This window comes from Pantoea sp. GM_Pan_3 (assembly GCF_026541045.1).
GTDB lineage: Bacteria > Pseudomonadota > Gammaproteobacteria > Enterobacterales > Enterobacteriaceae > Pantoea > Pantoea anthophila.
The window spans coordinates 26,639-45,065 of sequence record NZ_JALNVA010000008.1 but is presented as its reverse complement, the minus strand read 5'-3'; the positions used below and the strand labels follow the sequence as shown (position 1 = coordinate 45,065).

17 protein-coding genes are annotated in these 18,427 nt (G+C 55.4%); 16 read left to right on the top strand and 1 reads right to left on the bottom strand.

From position 1 onward, the window contains the following. Nucleotides 1-540: 540 nt before the first annotated feature. The 16 genes from OXR04_RS19195 to OXR04_RS19120 all read left to right on the top strand — a co-directional run bounded on the left by OXR04_RS19195 (nt 541) and on the right by OXR04_RS19120 (nt 15,316). Complete coding sequence (locus OXR04_RS19195; RefSeq protein ID WP_267372610.1) at nt 541-1,383, top strand: YPO3983 family protein; 843 nt, start codon at nt 541-543, stop codon at nt 1,381-1,383. Further along, complete coding sequence (locus tag OXR04_RS19190) at nt 1,380-1,844, top strand: DUF943 family protein (protein WP_267372609.1); 465 nt, start codon at nt 1,380-1,382, stop codon at nt 1,842-1,844. Before OXR04_RS19195 ends, OXR04_RS19190 begins: the two co-directional genes overlap by 4 nt. Nucleotides 1,845-1,989: 145 nt before the next feature. Continuing rightward, nucleotides 1,990-2,454 (top strand): DUF943 family protein, encoded by a 465-nt coding sequence (locus tag OXR04_RS19185; protein WP_267372659.1) that lies wholly within the window; start codon nt 1,990-1,992, stop codon nt 2,452-2,454. A 133-nt stretch (nt 2,455-2,587) separates the two neighbouring features. Further along, on the top strand, nt 2,588-3,067 hold the full coding sequence (locus OXR04_RS19180; protein ID WP_267372608.1) for a hypothetical protein: 480 nt from the start codon (nt 2,588-2,590) through the stop codon (nt 3,065-3,067). 304 nt (nt 3,068-3,371) lie between these two features. Next, nucleotides 3,372-4,628 carry an oxalate/formate MFS antiporter gene (oxlT, locus tag OXR04_RS19175; RefSeq protein ID WP_267372607.1) on the top strand — a complete coding sequence of 419 codons (1,257 nt, stop codon included), beginning with the start codon at nt 3,372-3,374 and terminating at the stop codon, nt 4,626-4,628. A gap of 442 nt (nt 4,629-5,070) precedes the next feature. Beyond that, a complete protein-coding gene (locus OXR04_RS19170) occupies nt 5,071-5,901 on the top strand; it encodes a DeoR/GlpR family DNA-binding transcription regulator (RefSeq protein ID WP_009088604.1) in 831 nt (276 codons plus the stop codon). 12 nt (nt 5,902-5,913) lie between these two features. Then, nucleotides 5,914-6,897 (top strand): substrate-binding domain-containing protein, encoded by a 984-nt coding sequence (locus tag OXR04_RS19165; RefSeq protein WP_140029735.1) that lies wholly within the window; start codon nt 5,914-5,916, stop codon nt 6,895-6,897. Nucleotide 6,898: 1 nt separating this feature from the next. Next, entirely contained in the window at nt 6,899-8,404 is a 1,506-nt protein-coding gene (locus OXR04_RS19160) for a sugar ABC transporter ATP-binding protein (protein WP_058957968.1), read from the top strand. Further along, the gene (locus OXR04_RS19155; protein ID WP_046102397.1) at nt 8,397-9,386 is read left to right on the top strand and encodes an ABC transporter permease; all 990 of its coding nucleotides are present in this window, start codon (nt 8,397-8,399) and stop codon (nt 9,384-9,386) included. The genes OXR04_RS19160 and OXR04_RS19155 overlap by 8 nt, the downstream gene beginning before the upstream one ends. 15 nt (nt 9,387-9,401) lie before the next feature. Further along, on the top strand, nt 9,402-10,451 hold the full coding sequence (locus tag OXR04_RS19150; protein ID WP_046102429.1) for an ABC transporter permease: 1,050 nt from the start codon (nt 9,402-9,404) through the stop codon (nt 10,449-10,451). After that, nucleotides 10,451-11,143: a D-allulose 6-phosphate 3-epimerase gene (gene alsE, locus OXR04_RS19145; RefSeq protein ID WP_058957966.1), complete on the top strand. Its 693-nt coding sequence runs from the start codon at nt 10,451-10,453 to the stop codon at nt 11,141-11,143. The genes OXR04_RS19150 and alsE overlap by 1 nt, the downstream gene beginning before the upstream one ends. Further along, nucleotides 11,140-12,036 carry an allose kinase gene (alsK, locus tag OXR04_RS19140; protein ID WP_267372606.1) on the top strand — a complete coding sequence of 299 codons (897 nt, stop codon included), beginning with the start codon at nt 11,140-11,142 and terminating at the stop codon, nt 12,034-12,036. The genes alsE and alsK overlap by 4 nt, the downstream gene beginning before the upstream one ends. Further along, on the top strand, nt 12,033-12,995 hold the full coding sequence (locus OXR04_RS19135; protein WP_267372605.1) for a ribokinase: 963 nt from the start codon (nt 12,033-12,035) through the stop codon (nt 12,993-12,995). The genes alsK and OXR04_RS19135 overlap by 4 nt, the downstream gene beginning before the upstream one ends. A gap of 138 nt (nt 12,996-13,133) precedes the next feature. Next, entirely contained in the window at nt 13,134-13,379 is a 246-nt protein-coding gene (locus OXR04_RS19130) for a YmjA family protein (RefSeq protein ID WP_009088586.1), read from the top strand. A 261-nt stretch (nt 13,380-13,640) separates the two neighbouring features. Further along, on the top strand, nt 13,641-14,129 hold the full coding sequence (locus tag OXR04_RS19125; RefSeq protein ID WP_009088583.1) for a cold shock domain-containing protein: 489 nt from the start codon (nt 13,641-13,643) through the stop codon (nt 14,127-14,129). Nucleotides 14,130-14,461: 332 nt separating this feature from the next. After that, on the top strand, nt 14,462-15,316 hold the full coding sequence (locus tag OXR04_RS19120) for a PA4780 family RIO1-like protein kinase (protein WP_009088581.1): 855 nt from the start codon (nt 14,462-14,464) through the stop codon (nt 15,314-15,316). A gap of 155 nt (nt 15,317-15,471) precedes the next feature. Here OXR04_RS19120 and mgtA read toward each other — a convergent pair whose 3' ends face one another. Next, nucleotides 15,472-18,174: a magnesium-translocating P-type ATPase gene (mgtA, locus tag OXR04_RS19115; RefSeq protein ID WP_267372604.1), complete on the bottom strand. Its 2,703-nt coding sequence runs from the start codon at nt 18,172-18,174 to the stop codon at nt 15,472-15,474. Between the last annotated feature and the right edge of the window lie 253 nt (nt 18,175-18,427).

Here is an 18,427-nt window from a genome sequence, read left to right as displayed (position 1 = left end):
ATCGTGGAAAATACTAATTATCTATTCGTCAGAAAATTTCTTCTTCATGCAGTTATCTCTTCTGGCTTATGAAGACGTAACTAACATTGCTATATATAAAGAAACAGGGATAGATCATATCAGGTAAAGAGGTCCTAAAGTTCAGCATCAGCAATATGCAGCCTTGTCATGCAGGCGTCAATTACCTGTCCGTCATCATTGCTAAAGCACGAGTGTAAAGCAGATTGACCCGGCAGAGTACCGTGAGAGGTGGCGCAGACCAGCGGCCAGTTAACGTGGTTTTCTTCCTGCGACGCTCATTTCGCCATCATTACATCTCTACCCATATGTCGTACATTTTCAGCCTTCATCTTATTAAAAGCTCATCATTTACTGATTTTACTAATTATCGTGTTATACAGAATCAATCAGCTCATATCCTCGAAAGTGCATCTGTAAAAATGAAGGGCAGAGGCTATATGGTGTTTACACTCTGACCTTTAACAGCGTATTATTTCCTGCCAAGAGCACCACGGATGATTACACAAGGAATGTAAAATCATGGCTGCATTACATTTTCCCTGCACCATATTCAAAACCCAAAAGTGGATGGACGATTACGGCGCTAAAGACATGCGCTGCGGCGATCTGACCGAAGCACAGCTAAAGTCTCAGTACCGGCTGGATTACATTTCTGACCGGGTTGATCCCTGGACGCTTACCCGGCGTTCCTCAATGGATCGTCCACAATCCATGTTTTGCTGCAATGTGCGCGGCCAGGGTGAAAAGATTACCCGCCAGCAGTGTGCTGCTCTATTGTTTGATGAGTTCCGCTCATTTTCCCGAAAATTTTCTTTTTACGGGCCCTATAGTCATCTGATCAAAAAGATGATCACGCACATGCAGAACGGCAATGGTACGCCCTTCCATGATATGTCGCTGAACCAGGCTCTAAAAGAACATATAATCAATGATAACTCGCTGGGAAATAGTACACGTCTATTATTGCAGAAAGCGCTTGAAGATAATATTGACTGGCAAAATAGCATCTATCCATCTATTGAAAAGGCAAAACTGTATGAAGCCATATCAGGTGGTAAATTGCCTAAATTCGACAGATTCCAGGATAATTTTAACGGCATGGGTATCACCGTTCATGATACCTGGGCAACGCATATCACTATAAAATCCCTGCATATTAATAATGATCGTTTCCGGGCAGTAGTACATTACAAAGTTCAGGATCACTTTGGTCTGGATAGTGATGACATTCTGAATGCAAAATTCAATCAGTTTCATTTCTTTTGTATCTGGTTCGTGTTACAGCGATACAATCAGTTTGGCTTCAAACCATTCATGACCAATGTGGAAACAACTCTGGAAATTACTGGAATGCGCAAATGAGACTAAAAGAAAAGATAATTATCGCTCTGTTTTTTCTGGCTGGCTGCGTGCTACTTAGCTACTGGCTGTGGTTGTCTCAGCGCCCCGTGGATATCATAGCCGTTCATCACAGAAGTAGTGGTTTCAGTGATGTTCTGGTCAATAGCTTCCCGCCAACTGATAAAGGAAAAATCAACTGGTGGTTAAAAAACAAGGAAATATTAAATGATAAATACGGCATTCCAAAACCTGATAAAAACGGTCATTTTTACCTGACTATTTGGTTATTCGGGGATGGTTATAAAGAGTTAGGGAAATATGACAGACTTTGCTTTGATGATATGAAACCGCCAGTAAATTGTATTGATAAGGAGAGAGTATTTTCAATCAGTTTTAGCAAGAACAGAGGCACTATATTTACAGGAAGCGATAGCGAATATCGTCTTACAGCAGATGGAAAAATATTAAAACTTGAAGACTAATAAACTCGGCCTCTCTGGCGTGGGGATAGTAATGAACGCACCCATCTTCCACGCCTGTATCAGCCATCCTGAAAACTGGCAAAATTTTCGTGAGGCTTTTTCTACAGGAGTAAAAGAAACAACATGGGAAATGGGAAATGAGAAGATAAAAGTTAAAAATAAACCAGCTATCTTCATACTATCGTTGTTTTCCTGCCTTCTGCTGGCCTATGTTTTCTGGCTGTTGCTGCGTCCTGCAGAAATCGTTGCTGTCCATAAAAATGGTAATCACAGCTACGTTCTGGTAAAAAACTTCCCTTTTACAGATAAAGAGAGAATAGACTGGTGGCAGGAAAACAAATCTATGCTTAAAAACAGTCATGGCGTCCCGGCGCCTGATAATGATGGTTATTTTACTGTCGTCTTCTGGGATTTTGGCGATGGCTATAAAGAAGAAGGCAAGTATGACAGGCTATGTTTCGAAGACATGAAACCACCAGTGAACTGTATAGCAAAAGACAAAATTCTTACTGTTCGTTACGGTAGAAATATAGGACTCTCTTTTACAACCAACAATAATGTTTATCGCTTGAAAAATAACGGTAAGATAGTAAAAGACAGAGTCGATTGAGTTTGACATATTCGCACAGGGGGAGTAGTTACCCTATTCATCTTCCACGCCTGTATCAGCCATCCTTAAAAGACTCAGGAGGCTTTCTCTCCAGGTAGAAAGTGACAACATGAGAAACGGGCAGGTTTTAGAAATGAACATGAAGTTAATTGATAACATATCGCTCTCTGTCGTAAAGGAAGCCCAAAGGCTCAGCGAAACGCAATGTGAAATATTTCTGGAAGATAAAAATACGGGCATTATTGTTTTCGGAAAAGAACTCGAAGCTGCTGTCAGAGCGTCCGATAAACGGTTTTTACTCTTTACCACTGACGATATCGTTTACGAAGAAAGCCTTCATATTTTTTATATCGACATTCAATCTGGAATCATTGAGCGCCTTTCTCTCGGTGGTCATTATGTTACTGGCACCTTCACGAATTTGAGTGTGAATGAAAATTCTGTGAGCTTTAGCTTTATTGGAAATACGACATGGACGGTGCACGTGTTGCCAACTCCCTCTCTGAGATTACCCTTTACCGATCCTCCCGGTGTAAGCCGTCCAATGGGATTAAGAAAATACATTGCTATCACCGCGACCCCTGCGCCAGCCAGGGCTGACGGCAGCCGGTAATCAGTCCCTGATCTACAGCTCCCCTACCCGCGCTCATCCCTTCCCTGCGCACCAACTCAGCGCACTCATATTTTGCACTGCATCACACTTATCACTTTGCCATAACTTTAAGCCCTTGATATTGAATAATTTTTAGATTGGCACACTTCCTGCAAATTTCTCCAGTCACGTCGTTCCACAGGGATGATGATCTTAAAGATTTGGCATCAGCCGTTAACCGTCCGGATATCTGCGACGCCATAAGAGTGGCATACAGAGCGGGCGGAATCTGGCTGCATTACAGAACATACTTCCGGAGAGAGCCATGACCTCAATTAGCGAACCAGTGGTAATAGCGAAACACAGCAAGTGGGTACAGCTTCTGCTTGGATTAATCTGTATGGCAGCCATTTCCAGCCCGCAGTACGTCTGGACGCTGCTGACCAAACCGATGATGGCCAGACTCGGCGTCGGGCTGGCGGAACTGCAGGTAACGTTCTCAGTGCTGATTATTCTGCAGACCTTTTTCTCACCCTTTCAGGGGCGGCTGGTTGAGCGTTTTGGACCGCGTCTGCTGATCTCGATAGGTACGGTGATGGCTGGCTTCAGTTGGGTCATTGCCGCCCGGGTCGATAGCCTGGCCGCACTTTATCTGGTTTATGGCTGCCTCGGCGGACTGGGCACGGGGATTGTTTATATCGGCGTCGTGGGGCTGGTGATGAAATGGTTTCCACAGCAGCGCGGTTTTGCCGCCGGAACCGTGGCAGCGGGCTACGGCATGGGCGCAATTTTTACCACCTTCCCCATCTCCATCTCTCTCAACAGCTACGGTCTTGAACAGACAATGACGGTTTTTGGCCTGCTCTTCGCCGCGGTGGGTCTTCTCGCCAGTCAGAACTTAAGGCTGCCCGGCACCAGCATGACGCCGCCGGTCAGCACACCATCCGCACCGGTGGTGAGCCAGCGCCAGTTCAAATCCGGGGAAATGCTGCGTCAGCCGCTGTTCTGGCTGATGTTTGTGATGATGACGATGATGTCGACCTCGGGTCTGATGGTGACGTCGCAGATGGCGATTTTTGCCGAAGACTTTGGCATCAGCAAGGCGGTTATTTTCGGTATGGCCGCGCTGCCTCTGGCGCTGACCATCGATCGTTTCACCAACGGCTTAACGCGACCGCTGTTTGGTTTTATCTCCGACCGCTATGGGCGTGAAAACACCATGTTTATTGCCTTCGCACTGGAGGGCGTGGCGATGACGCTGTGGCTGGCGTGCCGTGAAGATCCGTTGCTGTTCGTTCTGCTCTCTGGCGTCGTCTTTTTTGGCTGGGGTGAAATCTTCTCGCTTTTCCCCTCCACACTCACCGACACCTTCGGCAGTGAAAATGCCTCAGCCAACTATGGCTGGCTCTATATCTCTCAGGGCATAGGCTCGATCTTTGGCGGCCCGCTGGCGGCGCTGATGTATCAGCACACCCATAACTGGCACCTGGTCTTTGGCTGCGCGATTACCTTCGACTTTATCACGGCCGGGCTGGCGTTATGGGTTCTCAAGCCGTGGCGGGCACGCTTTATGCGCCGGTAAGTCTGGCGCTGGCGACGCAGAATAGAAAGTGTACAGCCGGGACCCGAAGTCCCGGCCAGAAAAGCAGCGCCATCCCTCCACCCTGCCCGGAATCGCCGTACGACTCTCACCCTCCGCCCGCTGTCAGATGGACCAGTTCCCTTCATGAAAACGTTAAAGCGTAAGCTTAAACGGTCAAACCCACATAAACGGTCACAAACAGTCATCCCTTTCCCGTAACAGCGGTATAGTCTGTTCAGCCGGTATTTTATTTTCACCGGCCCTCACCGCGAAAATATGTGAGGGGAATCACTTTTACCTGCAATTAATTGCATGGCTTTGCATGTTTTATTTCGACTTCATCACTTAATAAAGGGCGTCACTATTTGCCCGCGTGGACTCCTGCCCAGCCCACATTTTCCCATGTTCGCTTCCAGTAATTTATCTCCATCGGAGGAAAAGTATGTTGCCGATTGAAAGACAGCAAAGAATTATTAATGAGATTAATATTAATGGCCGGGTAATTGTCTCAGAACTGGTCACGCTGTGTCAGGTTTCACAGGAAACCATTCGCCGGGATTTAAGCCAGCTGGAAAAGCGCGGTTTATTACAGCGCAGCCACGGCGGCGCAGTACTGATAAAAAAGCAAAGCACCGGCACGCCGGGAAATAACAGAATTGCTAAAGAGAACGAATTATCCTTCCGCCAGCGAATTAATGAGCACGCTGATGAAAAAATGATCATTGCCAAGCGTGCGCTCGACTTTATCAGCCCCGGCGACTGCATCCTGCTGGATAGCAGTACCACCTGCTGGTATCTGGCGCGGCAGCTACCGGACATTGAGTTAACGGTATTAACCAATTCGCTGCGCATCGTGCAGACGCTGGCGGCGCGCGGCAGTATCCGCACGATCTGCCTGGGTGGGGAATATTCCGATCGCGATGAAGATTTTCACGGCGTGGTGGCCGAGCAGCCACTACGTGAATTTCAAATTAATAAAATCTTTTTTTCCTGTAGCAGTCTGGGCAACGACGGATATTTACGCGAAGGCAATGAGAATAATGCGCACCTGAAACAACAGATGCTGCTGGCCGCAGAAAGAAAACATCTTTTAATGGATGGCAGTAAATTTCTGCGCCCCTCTTTTGCCCGTATCTGTCACTACCGTGATGTCGATTTTCTTATTACCGACCAGTTAAAAGATAAAGAGCTTGAACAGGAACTGGCATGGAATGGTGTCAACGTCATCGTCTGTTCTCAGCGTTATCAATCCATGCAGCTAATTAAAAATTAATCCGGAGTCTGTATGAAAAAACATCTTATCGCCTGCTCTCTGCTTGCCCTGTTTGCCGCCTCTGGTGCGCAGGCCGCAGATAAATTACGTATGGGTATTGTGGTCAAAATAGGCGGTATTCCCTGGTTCAATGCCATGGAGACGGGCATTAAAAGTGAAGCGGCTAAACGCGGTATCGATGCGTGGATGGTGGGGCCGACCGCCGCGGACCCGGCGCTTCAGGTGCGCGCCATTGAAGATTTGATTGCGCAGAAAGTCGATATCATCGGCGTGGTGCCCAACGACCCGAAAGTGCTGGAGCCGGTGCTGAAACGGGCCCGTGACGCCGGTATCGAAGTGATTACCCATGAGTCACCCGGCCAGCAGGGGGCCAACTGGGACTTCGAACTGGTCGATGCGACCACTCACGGCATCAACCATATGAAAGCGCTGGCGAACTGCATGCACGACGAAGGCAAATATGCCATGTACGTCGGTAGCCTGACGGTGCCTCTGCATCAGCAGTGGACCGACGCCGCGCTCACTTACCAGAAAGAGCACTATCCCAGAATGCAGCTGGTCACCGACAAGTTTGGCGTCGGCGAATCGCTGGATGACTCCATCCGTACCACCAATGAGCTGATGTCCAAATATCCCGATCTGAAAGGGATCCTGGCGTTTGGTTCACAGGGGCCTATCGGCGCCGGGCGTGCGGTGATGAACCGTAAAAAAATCGACCAGGTCTGCGTCATTGGCTCTTTCAGTCCGGGCCAGGGTGCCTCGCTGGTGCAGCGTAACGCCATCAAAGGGGGCTACATCTGGAATCCGGAGACCGCGGGCGAAGTCTTTGTCCGCATCGCCGACATGATGCAGAAGAAGGAGCCGATCACCGACGGCATGACGATTGAGGGGCTGGGCAAAGTCAAAGTGGATGAAGCCACCCACACCATTCTGGGTAACAGCACCGAAAGTCTGGATAAAGCCAACCTGCCAAAACTGGTAAAAATGGGGCTCTGATATGCAAGAGGTCACTCCACAGACACTGATTGCGCTCGGGAATCTGTCGAAAACATTTGGTGGTAACCGCGCTCTCAGCGATATCTCCCTGACTCTGCGGGCAGGCGAAGTGCACTGCCTTGCGGGTACCAACGGCTGTGGCAAGAGCACTCTGATCAAAGTTATCTCCGGGGTGCACGCCCCGGACAGCGGCAGCCGCATCACGCTGGGCGACGGTCCGACGCTGCCGCGCCTCACTACCCGGCAGGCGCGCGACTTCGGTATCCAGGTGATTTATCAGGATCTCTCGCTGTTCCCCAACCTCAGCGTGGCAGAGAACATCGCCTTCGAGCATAACCTCAACGGTCTGCTGCGCTGGCACCACCGCGCACGTTTGCGGGAGAGCGCGCGCACTATCATTACCGAACTGAAGTTCGATCTCGATCTGGATGAGAAAGTCGCTGCGCTCTCTATCGCGCAGCGTCAGCAGGTGGCGATCTGCCGTGCGCTGGTCGCCGATGCGCGGCTGGTGATCATGGATGAGCCGACCGCCTCGCTGACCCGCACTGAGGTCAATCAGCTGCTGCGTACCGTGCGCTACCTGAAAGATAAGAACATCTGCGTGGTGTTTGTCAGCCACAGGCTGGATGAGGTGCTGGAGATCTCCGACCGCGTAACGGTGATCCGCGACGGACGCAAAATGGGCTGCTGGCCTGCGCGGGAGATGACGCCGCACCATCTGACAGAGCTGATGACCGGCCTGAAACTCGACTATCAGCTGAAAGCCCCGACGCGCAACAGCGATCGCGCTATTCTGGAGATCGAGTCGTTAACCCGCGCCGGTCAGTATCACGACGTCAATTTCAAACTCTATGAAGGCGAGGTGCTCGGACTGTGCGGGCTGCTCGGTTCCGGCCGTACGGAGCTGGCGCTGTCGCTGTTCGGCATGACCCGTCCCGACAGCGGCAAGATCTGGCTCGACAGCAAGCCGGTGCGCTTTCGCGGCCATGAAGATGCGATCAAAGCGGGCATCGGCTACGTCTCGGAGGATCGGCTGACGCTGGGCCTGGTGCAGCAGCAGTCGGTGGCGGACAACATGGTGCTGCCGATCCTCGACAAGCTACAGAATCGCTTTCACCTGATCGATGAGTACCGTAAGAACAAGCTGATTCTGCAGTGGATCCAGCAGCTTGGCGTGCGCGTCGCCGATCCAAATCTCGCCATCTCCACCCTCTCCGGCGGTAACCAGCAGAAAATTGTGCTGGCGAAATGGGTGCTGACCCAGCCGCGCATTCTGATCCTCGACTCTCCCACCGTCGGCGTCGATGTGGGTGCCAAGGCCAGTATCTATCAGCTGATCCATGAACTGGCGAAAGAGGGTCTGTCGATCATCCTGATCTCTGATGAGGTGCCGGAGGTCTGGTACAACTGCGACCGGATCCTCCACTTCCGCGATGGCACGATCCATGCCGAATACCAACCCGATAGCGTCGAACAGCAGCAGCTGGCGGAGGTGATCAATGCCTGACTTTTCCCGTTTCCGTCCGCACTCCAGTCAGGGCTGGCTCGCCTGGGTGCTGCTGGCGTTCATTCTGTTTTTCTCGCTCGCCAGCGACCAGTTTCTCACCATGCAGAATCTGCTGGATCTGGCGGAAAGCTACGCCGTTACCGGCATCTTTGCGCTGGGCCTGTTTGTGGTGCTGGTCACCGGCGGGATCGATATCTCGTTTGCGGCCGTCGCCTCTGTGGTGCAGTACCTGCTGGCGTCGCTGTTTGTGCAGTTCCAGTTCGACAATGCGCTGCTCAGCATTCTGCTGGCGGTGATGTGCGGCACGCTGTTCGGGGTGGTCAATGCCCTGCTGATCACCACACTGCGGGTGGTCTCCATCATCATCACCATCAGCATGCAGTCGCTGCTGTTCGGGCTGCTGATGTGGGTGACCGGCGGCCGCAGCCTCTACTCGCTGCCGGAGTGGTGGATCACGCTGCGCAACGTGCTGCCGTTCAGCTGGCAGGGTGAGAGCTTCCAGGTCGGTCTGCCGCTGGTCACCATGCTGCTGATCGCCGCTGTCACCGCGCTACTGCTGAACAAAACCAACCTTGGACGCCAGCTCTACGCCGTTGGCGGCGATGCAGAGTCGGCCCGCCGTATCGGTATCCGCGTCGGCCTGATTCACGTATTCGCTTACGGCTGGCTGGGCGCGATGGCGGCCATCGGCGGGCTGGTGCAGGTCTATCGCATGGGCGAGGTGGTGCCCAACGCGCTGGTTGGCGGCGAGCTGGACGTGCTGGCCGCCACGGTGCTGGGCGGTGCCAGCCTGATGGGAGGCAAAGGGACGGTGAGCGGCACGCTGATGGGGGTCTTCCTGATCGCCATTCTCAAGAACGGCCTCAACCTGGTCGGCGTCTCGAACTACTTCATGAATATCGTGGTAGGCGGCGTCATCATGATTGCGATCGCCGTGACCCACTACAAAAAACGCAAAGAAACTGACGTCAGTTTTGTGTGACCGAGGGCACTGATAATGAAATCACTGACTGCATTGCGACCCGACGGGACCAACATCGGCCTGATGCTGCTGATTGCGCTGGCGCTGGCCACCTTCACGGTGATGCTGCCGGGGCGCTTCCTGACCGACTCCACCTTTATGAGTATGGCGTTTCAGCTGCCGGAACTCGGTTTACTGACGCTGGCGATGTTTATCGCCATCCTCAGCGGCGGCCTGAACCTCGCCATTATCGCGACCGCCAACCTCACGGCGCTGTTTATCGCCTGGACGCTGATGAGCGCCCTGCCCGCCGGTGCCGGAATGGCGCTGCAGCTGCTATGGCTCTTTATCGCCATCCTTGGCGCCATGCTGATCGCGGCCGCGATCGGCGTAGTGACGGGGCTGATGGTGACGCGGATCGGCGCACATCCGATTCTGGTGACGCTGGCGACGATGATGACGCTGAACGGCATCGGGATCTGGCTGACCCACGGCGCGGCCGTCAGCGGCATGCCGCCGGTGGTGCAGGCGCTGGGAGCTGACACGCTGCTGGGTATGCCGCTGCCGCTCTGGGTGTTCCTGGTCGCCGCCGCGCTGCTGGCGCTGTTCCTCGGTAAAACCCGCGCCGGTAAATGCATCTATATGGGCGGCAGCAACATCAACGCCACCTGGTTCAGCGGGATCAACACCCATCGCATGGTGATGCTGGTCTATGTGATCTCCAGCCTGCTCTGCGTGCTGGCGGGGCTGATCATGATGGCGCGCTTCAACTCCGCCCGTATGGGCTACGGCGACGCCTATCTGCTGCTGACGGTGCTGGCCATTATTCTCGGCGGCACCGATCCCAACGGGGGCTTCGGCCGTGTGACCGGCGTGGTGCTGGCGCTGATTGCGCTGCAGGTGCTCTCCACCGGTTTCAATCTGATGAATATCAGCCAGCACGTCAGCCTGGCCATGTGGGGCGCGGTGCTGATTGTAGTTCTCGCCTTCAAACAATTCAAAACCCGATTCAACGAACACCGTGCCGTAAAGCTCAGCAGGCTGGCCGCGGTGCTTAATCCTCTGACTGAAAAGAAGGAAGTATGATGCGTACTCAAATCTCCCCGTCACTGATGTGTATGAACCTGATGGAGATCAAGCACCAGCTGCAGATCCTCGACTCGCGCGCTGACTTTCTTCATGTGGATATCATGGATGGTCACTACGTTAAGAACATCACGCTCTCTCCCTTCTTTATTGAGCAGATCCGTCCTTTTACCCGCGTGGCGATCGACGTGCATCTGATGGTGGAAGAGCCAACCGACTTTATCGAGGCGGTCGCCAGAGCGGGCGCTGACTATATCTGTCCGCACGCGGAGACCATCAATCGCGATGCGTTTCGCGTCATTAACCTGATCCGCAGCTTCGACAAAAAGGTGGGCGTGGTGCTGAATCCGGCGACGCCGGTGTCATACCTTCAGCACTATATCCATCTGCTTGATAAGATCACCGTGATGACGGTCGACCCCGGCTACGCCGGCCAGCCCTTTATTCCGGAAATGGTGGAAAAGGTGCGTGAGCTGAAAGCGCTGAAGGAGCAGCACGGCTTTCACTATCTGATCGAGATCGACGGCTCCTGCAACACCCGCACCTATCACCAGTTGATCGGCGCAGGCGCGGAAGTGCTGATTGTCGGCACCTCCGGCCTGTTCAATATCCATGACGATTTAGCCACCGCGTGGGAGATGATGCGCGACAGCATTGATGAGGCCCAGGGGCTGACGAAGGTGTCCGCATGAGATCACGCTGGCTCGGTATCGATATCGGCGGCACCGGTACCCGGCTGCAGCTGATGGAAGAGGGGGGCATCTGGAGCAGCTTTCGCAAGGTGCCCACCACCAGCTGGGCGCAGCAGCCCGATGCGCTGCAGGCCCTGGCACAGCTCATTGATGAAACGCTGGAGCAGCAGCCGGTCAGTGGCATCATGCTGGGGCTGCCCGGCATCCTCAGCCGCGACAGGAAACAGGTGATCTCGCTGCCTTTTATTCAGGCGCTGGATCATCAGCCGGTGGCGGCGCGTCTGGCGGCGCAACTCGGCGTGCCGGTCGCGATGGACAAAGATGTCAACCATCTGATGCTGTGGGATCTGCTGCAGCTGGAGCAGCTGCCGGCTAACGCCGTGGGCCTCTATCCCGGCACCGGGATGGGCAACAGCCTGTGGCTGAATGGCCACTTTTATCACGGCGAGAATGGTGGTGCAGGGGAACTGGGCCACGTGCCCGTCGCCGGAAACGACCTCCCCTGCCCGTGCGGCAATCGCGGCTGTGCGGAGACCCTGACCTCGGGTCACTGGCTGAGTCACTGGGCCGCTCTGAACGCCGCCGACACGCCTATCGCCGCGCTGTTTACCCGCCACGGAGAGCAGCCGGAACTTCAGGCGTTTGTGCGACGTCTGGCGCAGCTGATTGCCACCGAGATGAATATACTCGACCCGGAATATCTGATCCTTGGCGGCGGCGTGCTGGCGATGGCTGATTTTCCGCTGGCCCTGCTGCGCAGCCAGATCCAGCAGCATCTGCGGCCACCGGTCACACGTGAAAACCTGAAGATTGTTTTCAGCCACTCAACCGACTACACGGGCTGTCGCGGTGCCTGTCTCGCCGCCGAACGCCTGTTCAGGAGCGCAGGATGAAAGGAAAAGTGTGTGTGTTCGGCTCTTTTAATCTCGATGTGGTCGCCGTCATGCGTCGCTTTCCGCTACCGGGTGAGTCGCTGACGGCGCACCACAGCATGATGGGTGCGGGCGGAAAAGGAGCAAATCAGGCCACGGCGGCGCTGCGCGCAGGTGCGCGGGTGCACTACATCGGGAAAGTGGGTAACGATGATTTCGGCCTCTTTGCACGTCGTCATCTGGAGAAAACCGGCTTTGACGCCATTACGCTCTTTACCTGTAAGGAGAAGCCCACCGGTAACGCCCTAATCTATGTTGCAGGCGATGATGCGGAAAATATGATTTCGGTTTATCCCGGCGCCAATACCACCGTGACGGCCGCAGAGGTAATGCGCTGTCAGCCGACGGTAGCCGCCGCAGATATCCTGCTGGTGCAGCTCGAAAATAACCTCAGCGCCATCCAGCGCATGATCGATAACGCCCGAGCCAGCGGCACCTTTGTGATCCTCAATCCGGCCCCCTGGCAGAAAGTCAGCGATGCGCTGCTGGCAAAGATCGATCTACTGACGCCCAACAGCACCGAGGCGACCCAGCTCAGCGGCGTGACCGTCACCGATTTCGACAGCGCCCGCCGCGCCGCCGCGGTGCTGCATCGCAAAGGGGCGCGTCAGGTGATCATCACGCTGGGCATCGCCGGAGCCCTGCTGTCAACGCCTGCGGAGCAACAGCGCATTCCGCTCTTCCCGGCGCAGCCGCGCGATACCACCGGCGCGGGAGATGCATTCAACGGCGCGCTCGCCGCCCGGCTCGCTTCGGGCGATGACCTGCCGCAGGCGGCGCGCTTTGCTGCGGCATTTGCCTCACTCTGTGTCGAGCGTGCTGGCGCGGCCGACTCCATGCCCTCCTATGCCGAGGCGCTGGCACGCCTGCAGGCGCACCCGGAGTGTCTTGTCGAGCCGATTGAGAGTATTACCGCCTGACGCAGACAGCCCGATTACGCGGCAGTGTCATCTGCCGCCTCTCCCCCTTTACAGCCCCCGTCCAGACACGAAATAATAGCGCCACACGCCAGGCCCCCTGGCAGCCTCTGAACCGACGTTAATCCAGCGGACCCCATTATGACCAACGAAATCCCTCTTAAGTATTACGATGTCGCCGATGAGTATGCGACCGAGTCCGCGAAGCCGGTGGACGAAGCGGAACGCACCCCGCTGGCGCACTACTTCCAGCTGCTGATCACCCGTTTAATGAACAACGAGGAGATCAGTGAAGCGTCGCAGCAGGAGATGGCGCGTGAAGCGGGCATCGACGAGCAGCGTATTGATGATATCGCTGAATTCCTGAACCGCTGGGGCAATGAGTAACGGCGATTGACCCTCAGGCGGGCCTGCGCTTTCCGGCAGCCCGTCTGGTGCGCCTGCCCGATCGCTCCGCTGCGGAGCACGGCGCCGGACAGCCTGATATCCCCGCCTTCCCCTTTTCCGCCCCGCTTTTTACCCCGCCGCCTGACGCGCCGCCGCCCCTGGCACGCCGGAAAATTATCGTCCAGACTGATATAGTCTGCGCAGGCATTGTGTTTTACACTGCGCGCTGTAAAAACTGAGCAGAGTAAGCAGGCAAGAAAAATGGCGATGAACGGAACAATCACAACCTGGTTTAAAGATAAAGGATTCGGCTTTATCAAAGATGAAAACGGCGATAACCGCTATTTTCATGTGATTAAGGTCGCCAATCCTGATCTGATTAAGAAAGATGCGGCGGTAACGTTTGAGCCAACCACCAACAACAAAGGCTTATCCGCCTATGCGGTGAAGGTGGCCCCGGAGAGTAAATATATCTTCATCGCGGGCGAGCGGCTGAAAATCACCTCGATCAAGTCTTACCTGGTCTACAGCGAAGAAGTGCCAGCGGATACTGGTATCGACAAAGAGAACGCGGTGCTCTCAGTAGGACTGCTGCTGAATAACATCCGGCCTAAATCGGACGCGAAACCGGGTGAGATGCGCTCGCTGAAAAAGCTGGCGGTCACCACCTTCCAGGGCTCGACGCTGATCTTCTCCGAAGATGAGATCGACATTGAAAGCACAGTCAAAGTGCTCAAGTCCCTGAAGTAACCCCGCCGCAGGGCCGGATACCTGTGCGCCGCCGCACCAGGATACCGGCCCGCTGCCCCTCTCTTCCTGAACCCGTCCCGTCGCTGCGCATCTGACGCCATACTCCCTAGGTTTCTCTGTTGCGCCACGGGGCCGCACGCATCTCCTTCTGCTTCAGCACGCCACTCTCTGACGGCCTGCGGAAAAAAACCGGTCAGAAACGCGGGTCAGGCAAGGATCATCCCCCTGAAGCGTTTTCCAGGGTAGAATTACAGACTTTGTTCACGCATGGCTCAGGTTTTCCATCAGCGCAAATTGATACGAAAAGCGGGTGAAATAAGGTATAAAGCCGCATGAAAATCCCAAACAGAATTCAGCCCCTGGTCGATGACGGCCTGATTGACGATGTGCTGCAGCGCCTGAAAAGCGGCAAGGAAGCAGACGTCTACACCGTGCTTTGCGGTGACAAAGTGCAGTGCGCCAAAGTCTATAAAGAGGCGACCCAGCGCAGCTTTAAGCAGGCGGTTCAGTATCAGGAAGGCCGGAAAACCCGTAACAGCCGTAACGCCCGCGCCATGCAGAAAGGCTCAAAGTTTGGCCGTAAGCAGCAGGAAGAGTCCTGGCAGACCGCCGAAGTCGACGCCCTGTTTCGCCTGGCTAACGCCGGGGTGCGCGTGCCTCAGCCCTATCTCTGCATCGACGGGGTATTGCTGATGGAGCTGGTCACCGACGCCAATGGTTCGGTCGCGCCGCGCCTTAGCGACGTAACGCTCTCCGAAGAGGAGGCGATCACCGATTTTAACACCATGATCCGCAACATCGTTCGCATGCTCTGTGCCGGTATCGTTCATGGTGACCTGTCGGAGTTCAACGTCCTGCTGGATGATCAGGGACCGGTCATCATCGACCTGCCCCAGGCGGTGGATGCGGCGGCCAACAACCATGCGGAGTCGATGTTCGCGCGTGACGTGAATAACATCACCGCCTACTATGGGCAGTTCGCCCCGCAGCTGTTAAAGACGCGCTATGCCGGCGAGATCTGGCAGCTCTATGAAGAGGGTAAGTTAACCCCGGAAACGACGCTCACCGGCCAGTTTGTGGAAGAGGAGCGTGACGTGGATATGGATTCCCTGCTGGATGAGATCATCACCGCTGAAGATGAGTATTACGAGCGTCAGCGCGCCAGCCGGGAGCGCGACCAGGAATAGGTGCCCCGCCAGTAAAAACGGCAGCGAGTCACCTCGCTGCCGCACGCTCTTTCTTCTGTCACCGCACCAGAACCGTCAGCGCAATCAGGGTAACGCCGATAATCATGACGCTGACAAAAACGCGATCCAGCCTGCTTTTTTTCATCTTCCCCTCCTCAGAACCACTGACCGAAACGACGGATGTAGAGACGTTTCATGCCCTGCGCCACCAGGCAGTAGCTGAACAGCGTCAGCACCAGCCAGGGGAAATATTGCCAGGGCAGCGGCACCAGTCCGACCATCGCGCCCAGCGGTGAGAACGGAATCAGGATGCCCAGCGCCATGATCGCCAGCGTCGTCAGCATCACCGGCAAGGTGGCGCGACTCTGGATAAACGGAATCTTCCGGGTGCGCAGCATATGCACCACCAGCGTCTGCGACAGCAGCCCCTCAATGAACCAGCCGGACTGGAACAGTGACTGCACGCCCGCATGGTTCGCGCTGAAGACAAACCACATCAGCGCAAAGGTGGTGATATCAAAAATCGACGAGGTTGGCCCCATCCACAGCATAAAGCGTTTGATGTTGCCGGCATCCCATTTGCGCGGCTTGTTCAGGAACTCACGGTCAACCTTGTCCCACGGCAGCGCCAGCTGGGAGACGTCATACATCAGGTTCTGAATCAGCAGATGAATCGACAGCATCGGCAGAAACGGAATAAAGGCACTGGCGACCAGCAGCGAGAAAACGTTGCCGAAGTTCGAGCTGGCGGTCATGTTGAGATACTTAATGATGTTGCCAAAGGTCTCACGTCCCTTTAATACTCCCTCGTTCAGCACCTGCAGATCTTTCTCCAGCAGGATGATGTCTGACGAGGCTTTCGCCACATCCGCCGCGCTGTCTACGGAAATCCCGGTGTCGGCCGTCCGCAGCGCAGGCGCGTCGTTGATGCCATCGCCCAGAAATCCCACGGTATGGCCGTTCTGCTGCAGCAGGCGCACCAGACGTGATTTCTGCAGCGGCGTCAGCTTGGCAAACAGGGTGCAGCGTTCCGCCTCCTGCGCCAGCTGCGTGTCGTCCATCGCCTCAATCTGTTCGCCGGTCAGCATCGCCGGATCGGTCAGCCCGACATCGGCACAGACCCGCTGCGTCACCAGGGGGTTATCCCCGGTCAGCACTTTCACCGCCACGCCGCTGTCGCGCAGGGCTTTAATCGCCTTACCGGCGCTGGCTTTCGGTGGATCGCGGAAGGTCAGCATTCCCTGGATAACCAGATCGCGCTCATCACTTTCGCTGAGCGGCGCGTGCAGTTCATCATCACGGGTCGCCACCAGCAGCACCCGATAGCCCTGCTGATGGTAGCGTTCGGTCTGCGCCAGCAGCGCCTCGCGCTGTGCCGCATCCAGCGCGACGACTTCATCGCCCTGCCGGACGGCGATGCTCACCGCCAGCATCTCTTCCACCGCCCCTTTGCAGATCAGCTGTGAGTGATGCTGCGCCAGATCTTCCACCAGCACCGAAACGCGGCGGCGGGTAAAATCGAATGGCACCTCATCGATCAGCTGATACTGGCTGCGCCGGGTCTGTGAAATAACCTTGTCTCCGGCGCAGAGCACGGCGCGATCCATCAGGTTTTTTGCGCCACTCTGGCTGCCGCTGTTGAGCCAGGCCAGCAGCAGCACCTCCGCATCCTCCGCGCCCCGGGTGTCCAGATGATGCGCCAGCAGAATGGTGTCCTGAGTCAGCGTGCCGGTTTTGTCGGTGCAGAGCACATCCATCGCCCCTAGGTTCTGAATGGCATTGAGCTTTTTAACGATCACTTTGCGGCGTGACATCGCAATGGCGCCTTTTGCCAGGTTGGCACTGACAATCATCGGCAGCATTTCCGGGGTCAGCCCGACCGCCACCGCCAGTGCAAACAGCGTCGCATCCATCCAGTCGCCTTTGGTAAAGCCGTTGATCAGCAGCACCACCGGCACCATCACCAGCATAAAGCGGATCAGCAGTTTACTGACGCTGTTAACGCCGCGATCAAAAGCGGTCTGCGGGCGGCTGCCGGTCAGCGAGGAGGCCAGTGAGCCAAACCAGGTGTCGCCACCGGTCGCCACCACCACGGCACTGGCGGTGCCGCTGGCCACGCTGGTACCCATCAGGCAGATGTTGGCTGACGCCAGCAGCTCCTGATCGGTTCGGTCATGGGCGTCGATACCGGCATCCAGGCTCTGTTTCTCCACCGGCAGAGACTCTCCGGTCAGCACCGCTTCGCTGATGAACAGATTGCGTGAACTCAGCAGCCGGACATCCGCGGGCACCTGATCGCCGGTGCTGAGCAGAATAATATCGCCCGGCACCAGCTCGCTCATATCCACATCCTGACGCTGTGCGGTTTCACTGCCCGCCTCGCGCCGCAGCACGGTGACCTGGCTGCGCACCAGAGACTGCAGTGCCTGCGCCGCGCGGTTGGTGCGGAACTCCTGCCAGAAACGCAGCAGGCCACTCAGCGTCACCATCGTGCAGATGATGATCACTCCGGAGAGATCGGTCTCCTGACCGGCGCGCAGCGGCAGTATGTAGTCGGTAAACAGGCTGACCAGCGCCAGGACCAGCAGAACATAGATAAACGGGTTGTTAAACGCCATCAGCAGCTGCACCAGCGCCGGTGGCGCTTTCTCATGGGCCACTTCATTGCGGCCATAGGTGGCCAGGCGTTTCGCCGCTTCAGCCTGGGTCAGCCCCTGGCGATGCGTGCGCAGGTTCGCCAGCGTCATCTCAACGTGCTGACCTGCCTGCCGGGTCACGGCAAATGTTTTTTTACTTTTTTTATCGTTGTGGTTGCCGGAAGCGAGAATGGCAGCCTGTTCCAGTTTCATGTCGCTCATTTCGACATCTCCCTGTTTTAAAGCAATGGTTGTCCTGCACGCAAAATAACGTGCATGGATAAAACCTGGCGTAGCCGGGTTATTTAATGAGGCGACCCTGAGAAATGAACACGCGTTTCTGACGGCGCAGAAAATAATGTCGCGCGCAGCGAAGCGTGACGCTGTTTAAACACAGCGTAATCCGGGTCTGATATCAGCGGTCGGGCGCAGCCTGAGCTACGCCAGACGAGGCGGAGGAAAAAGGGCTAAGATA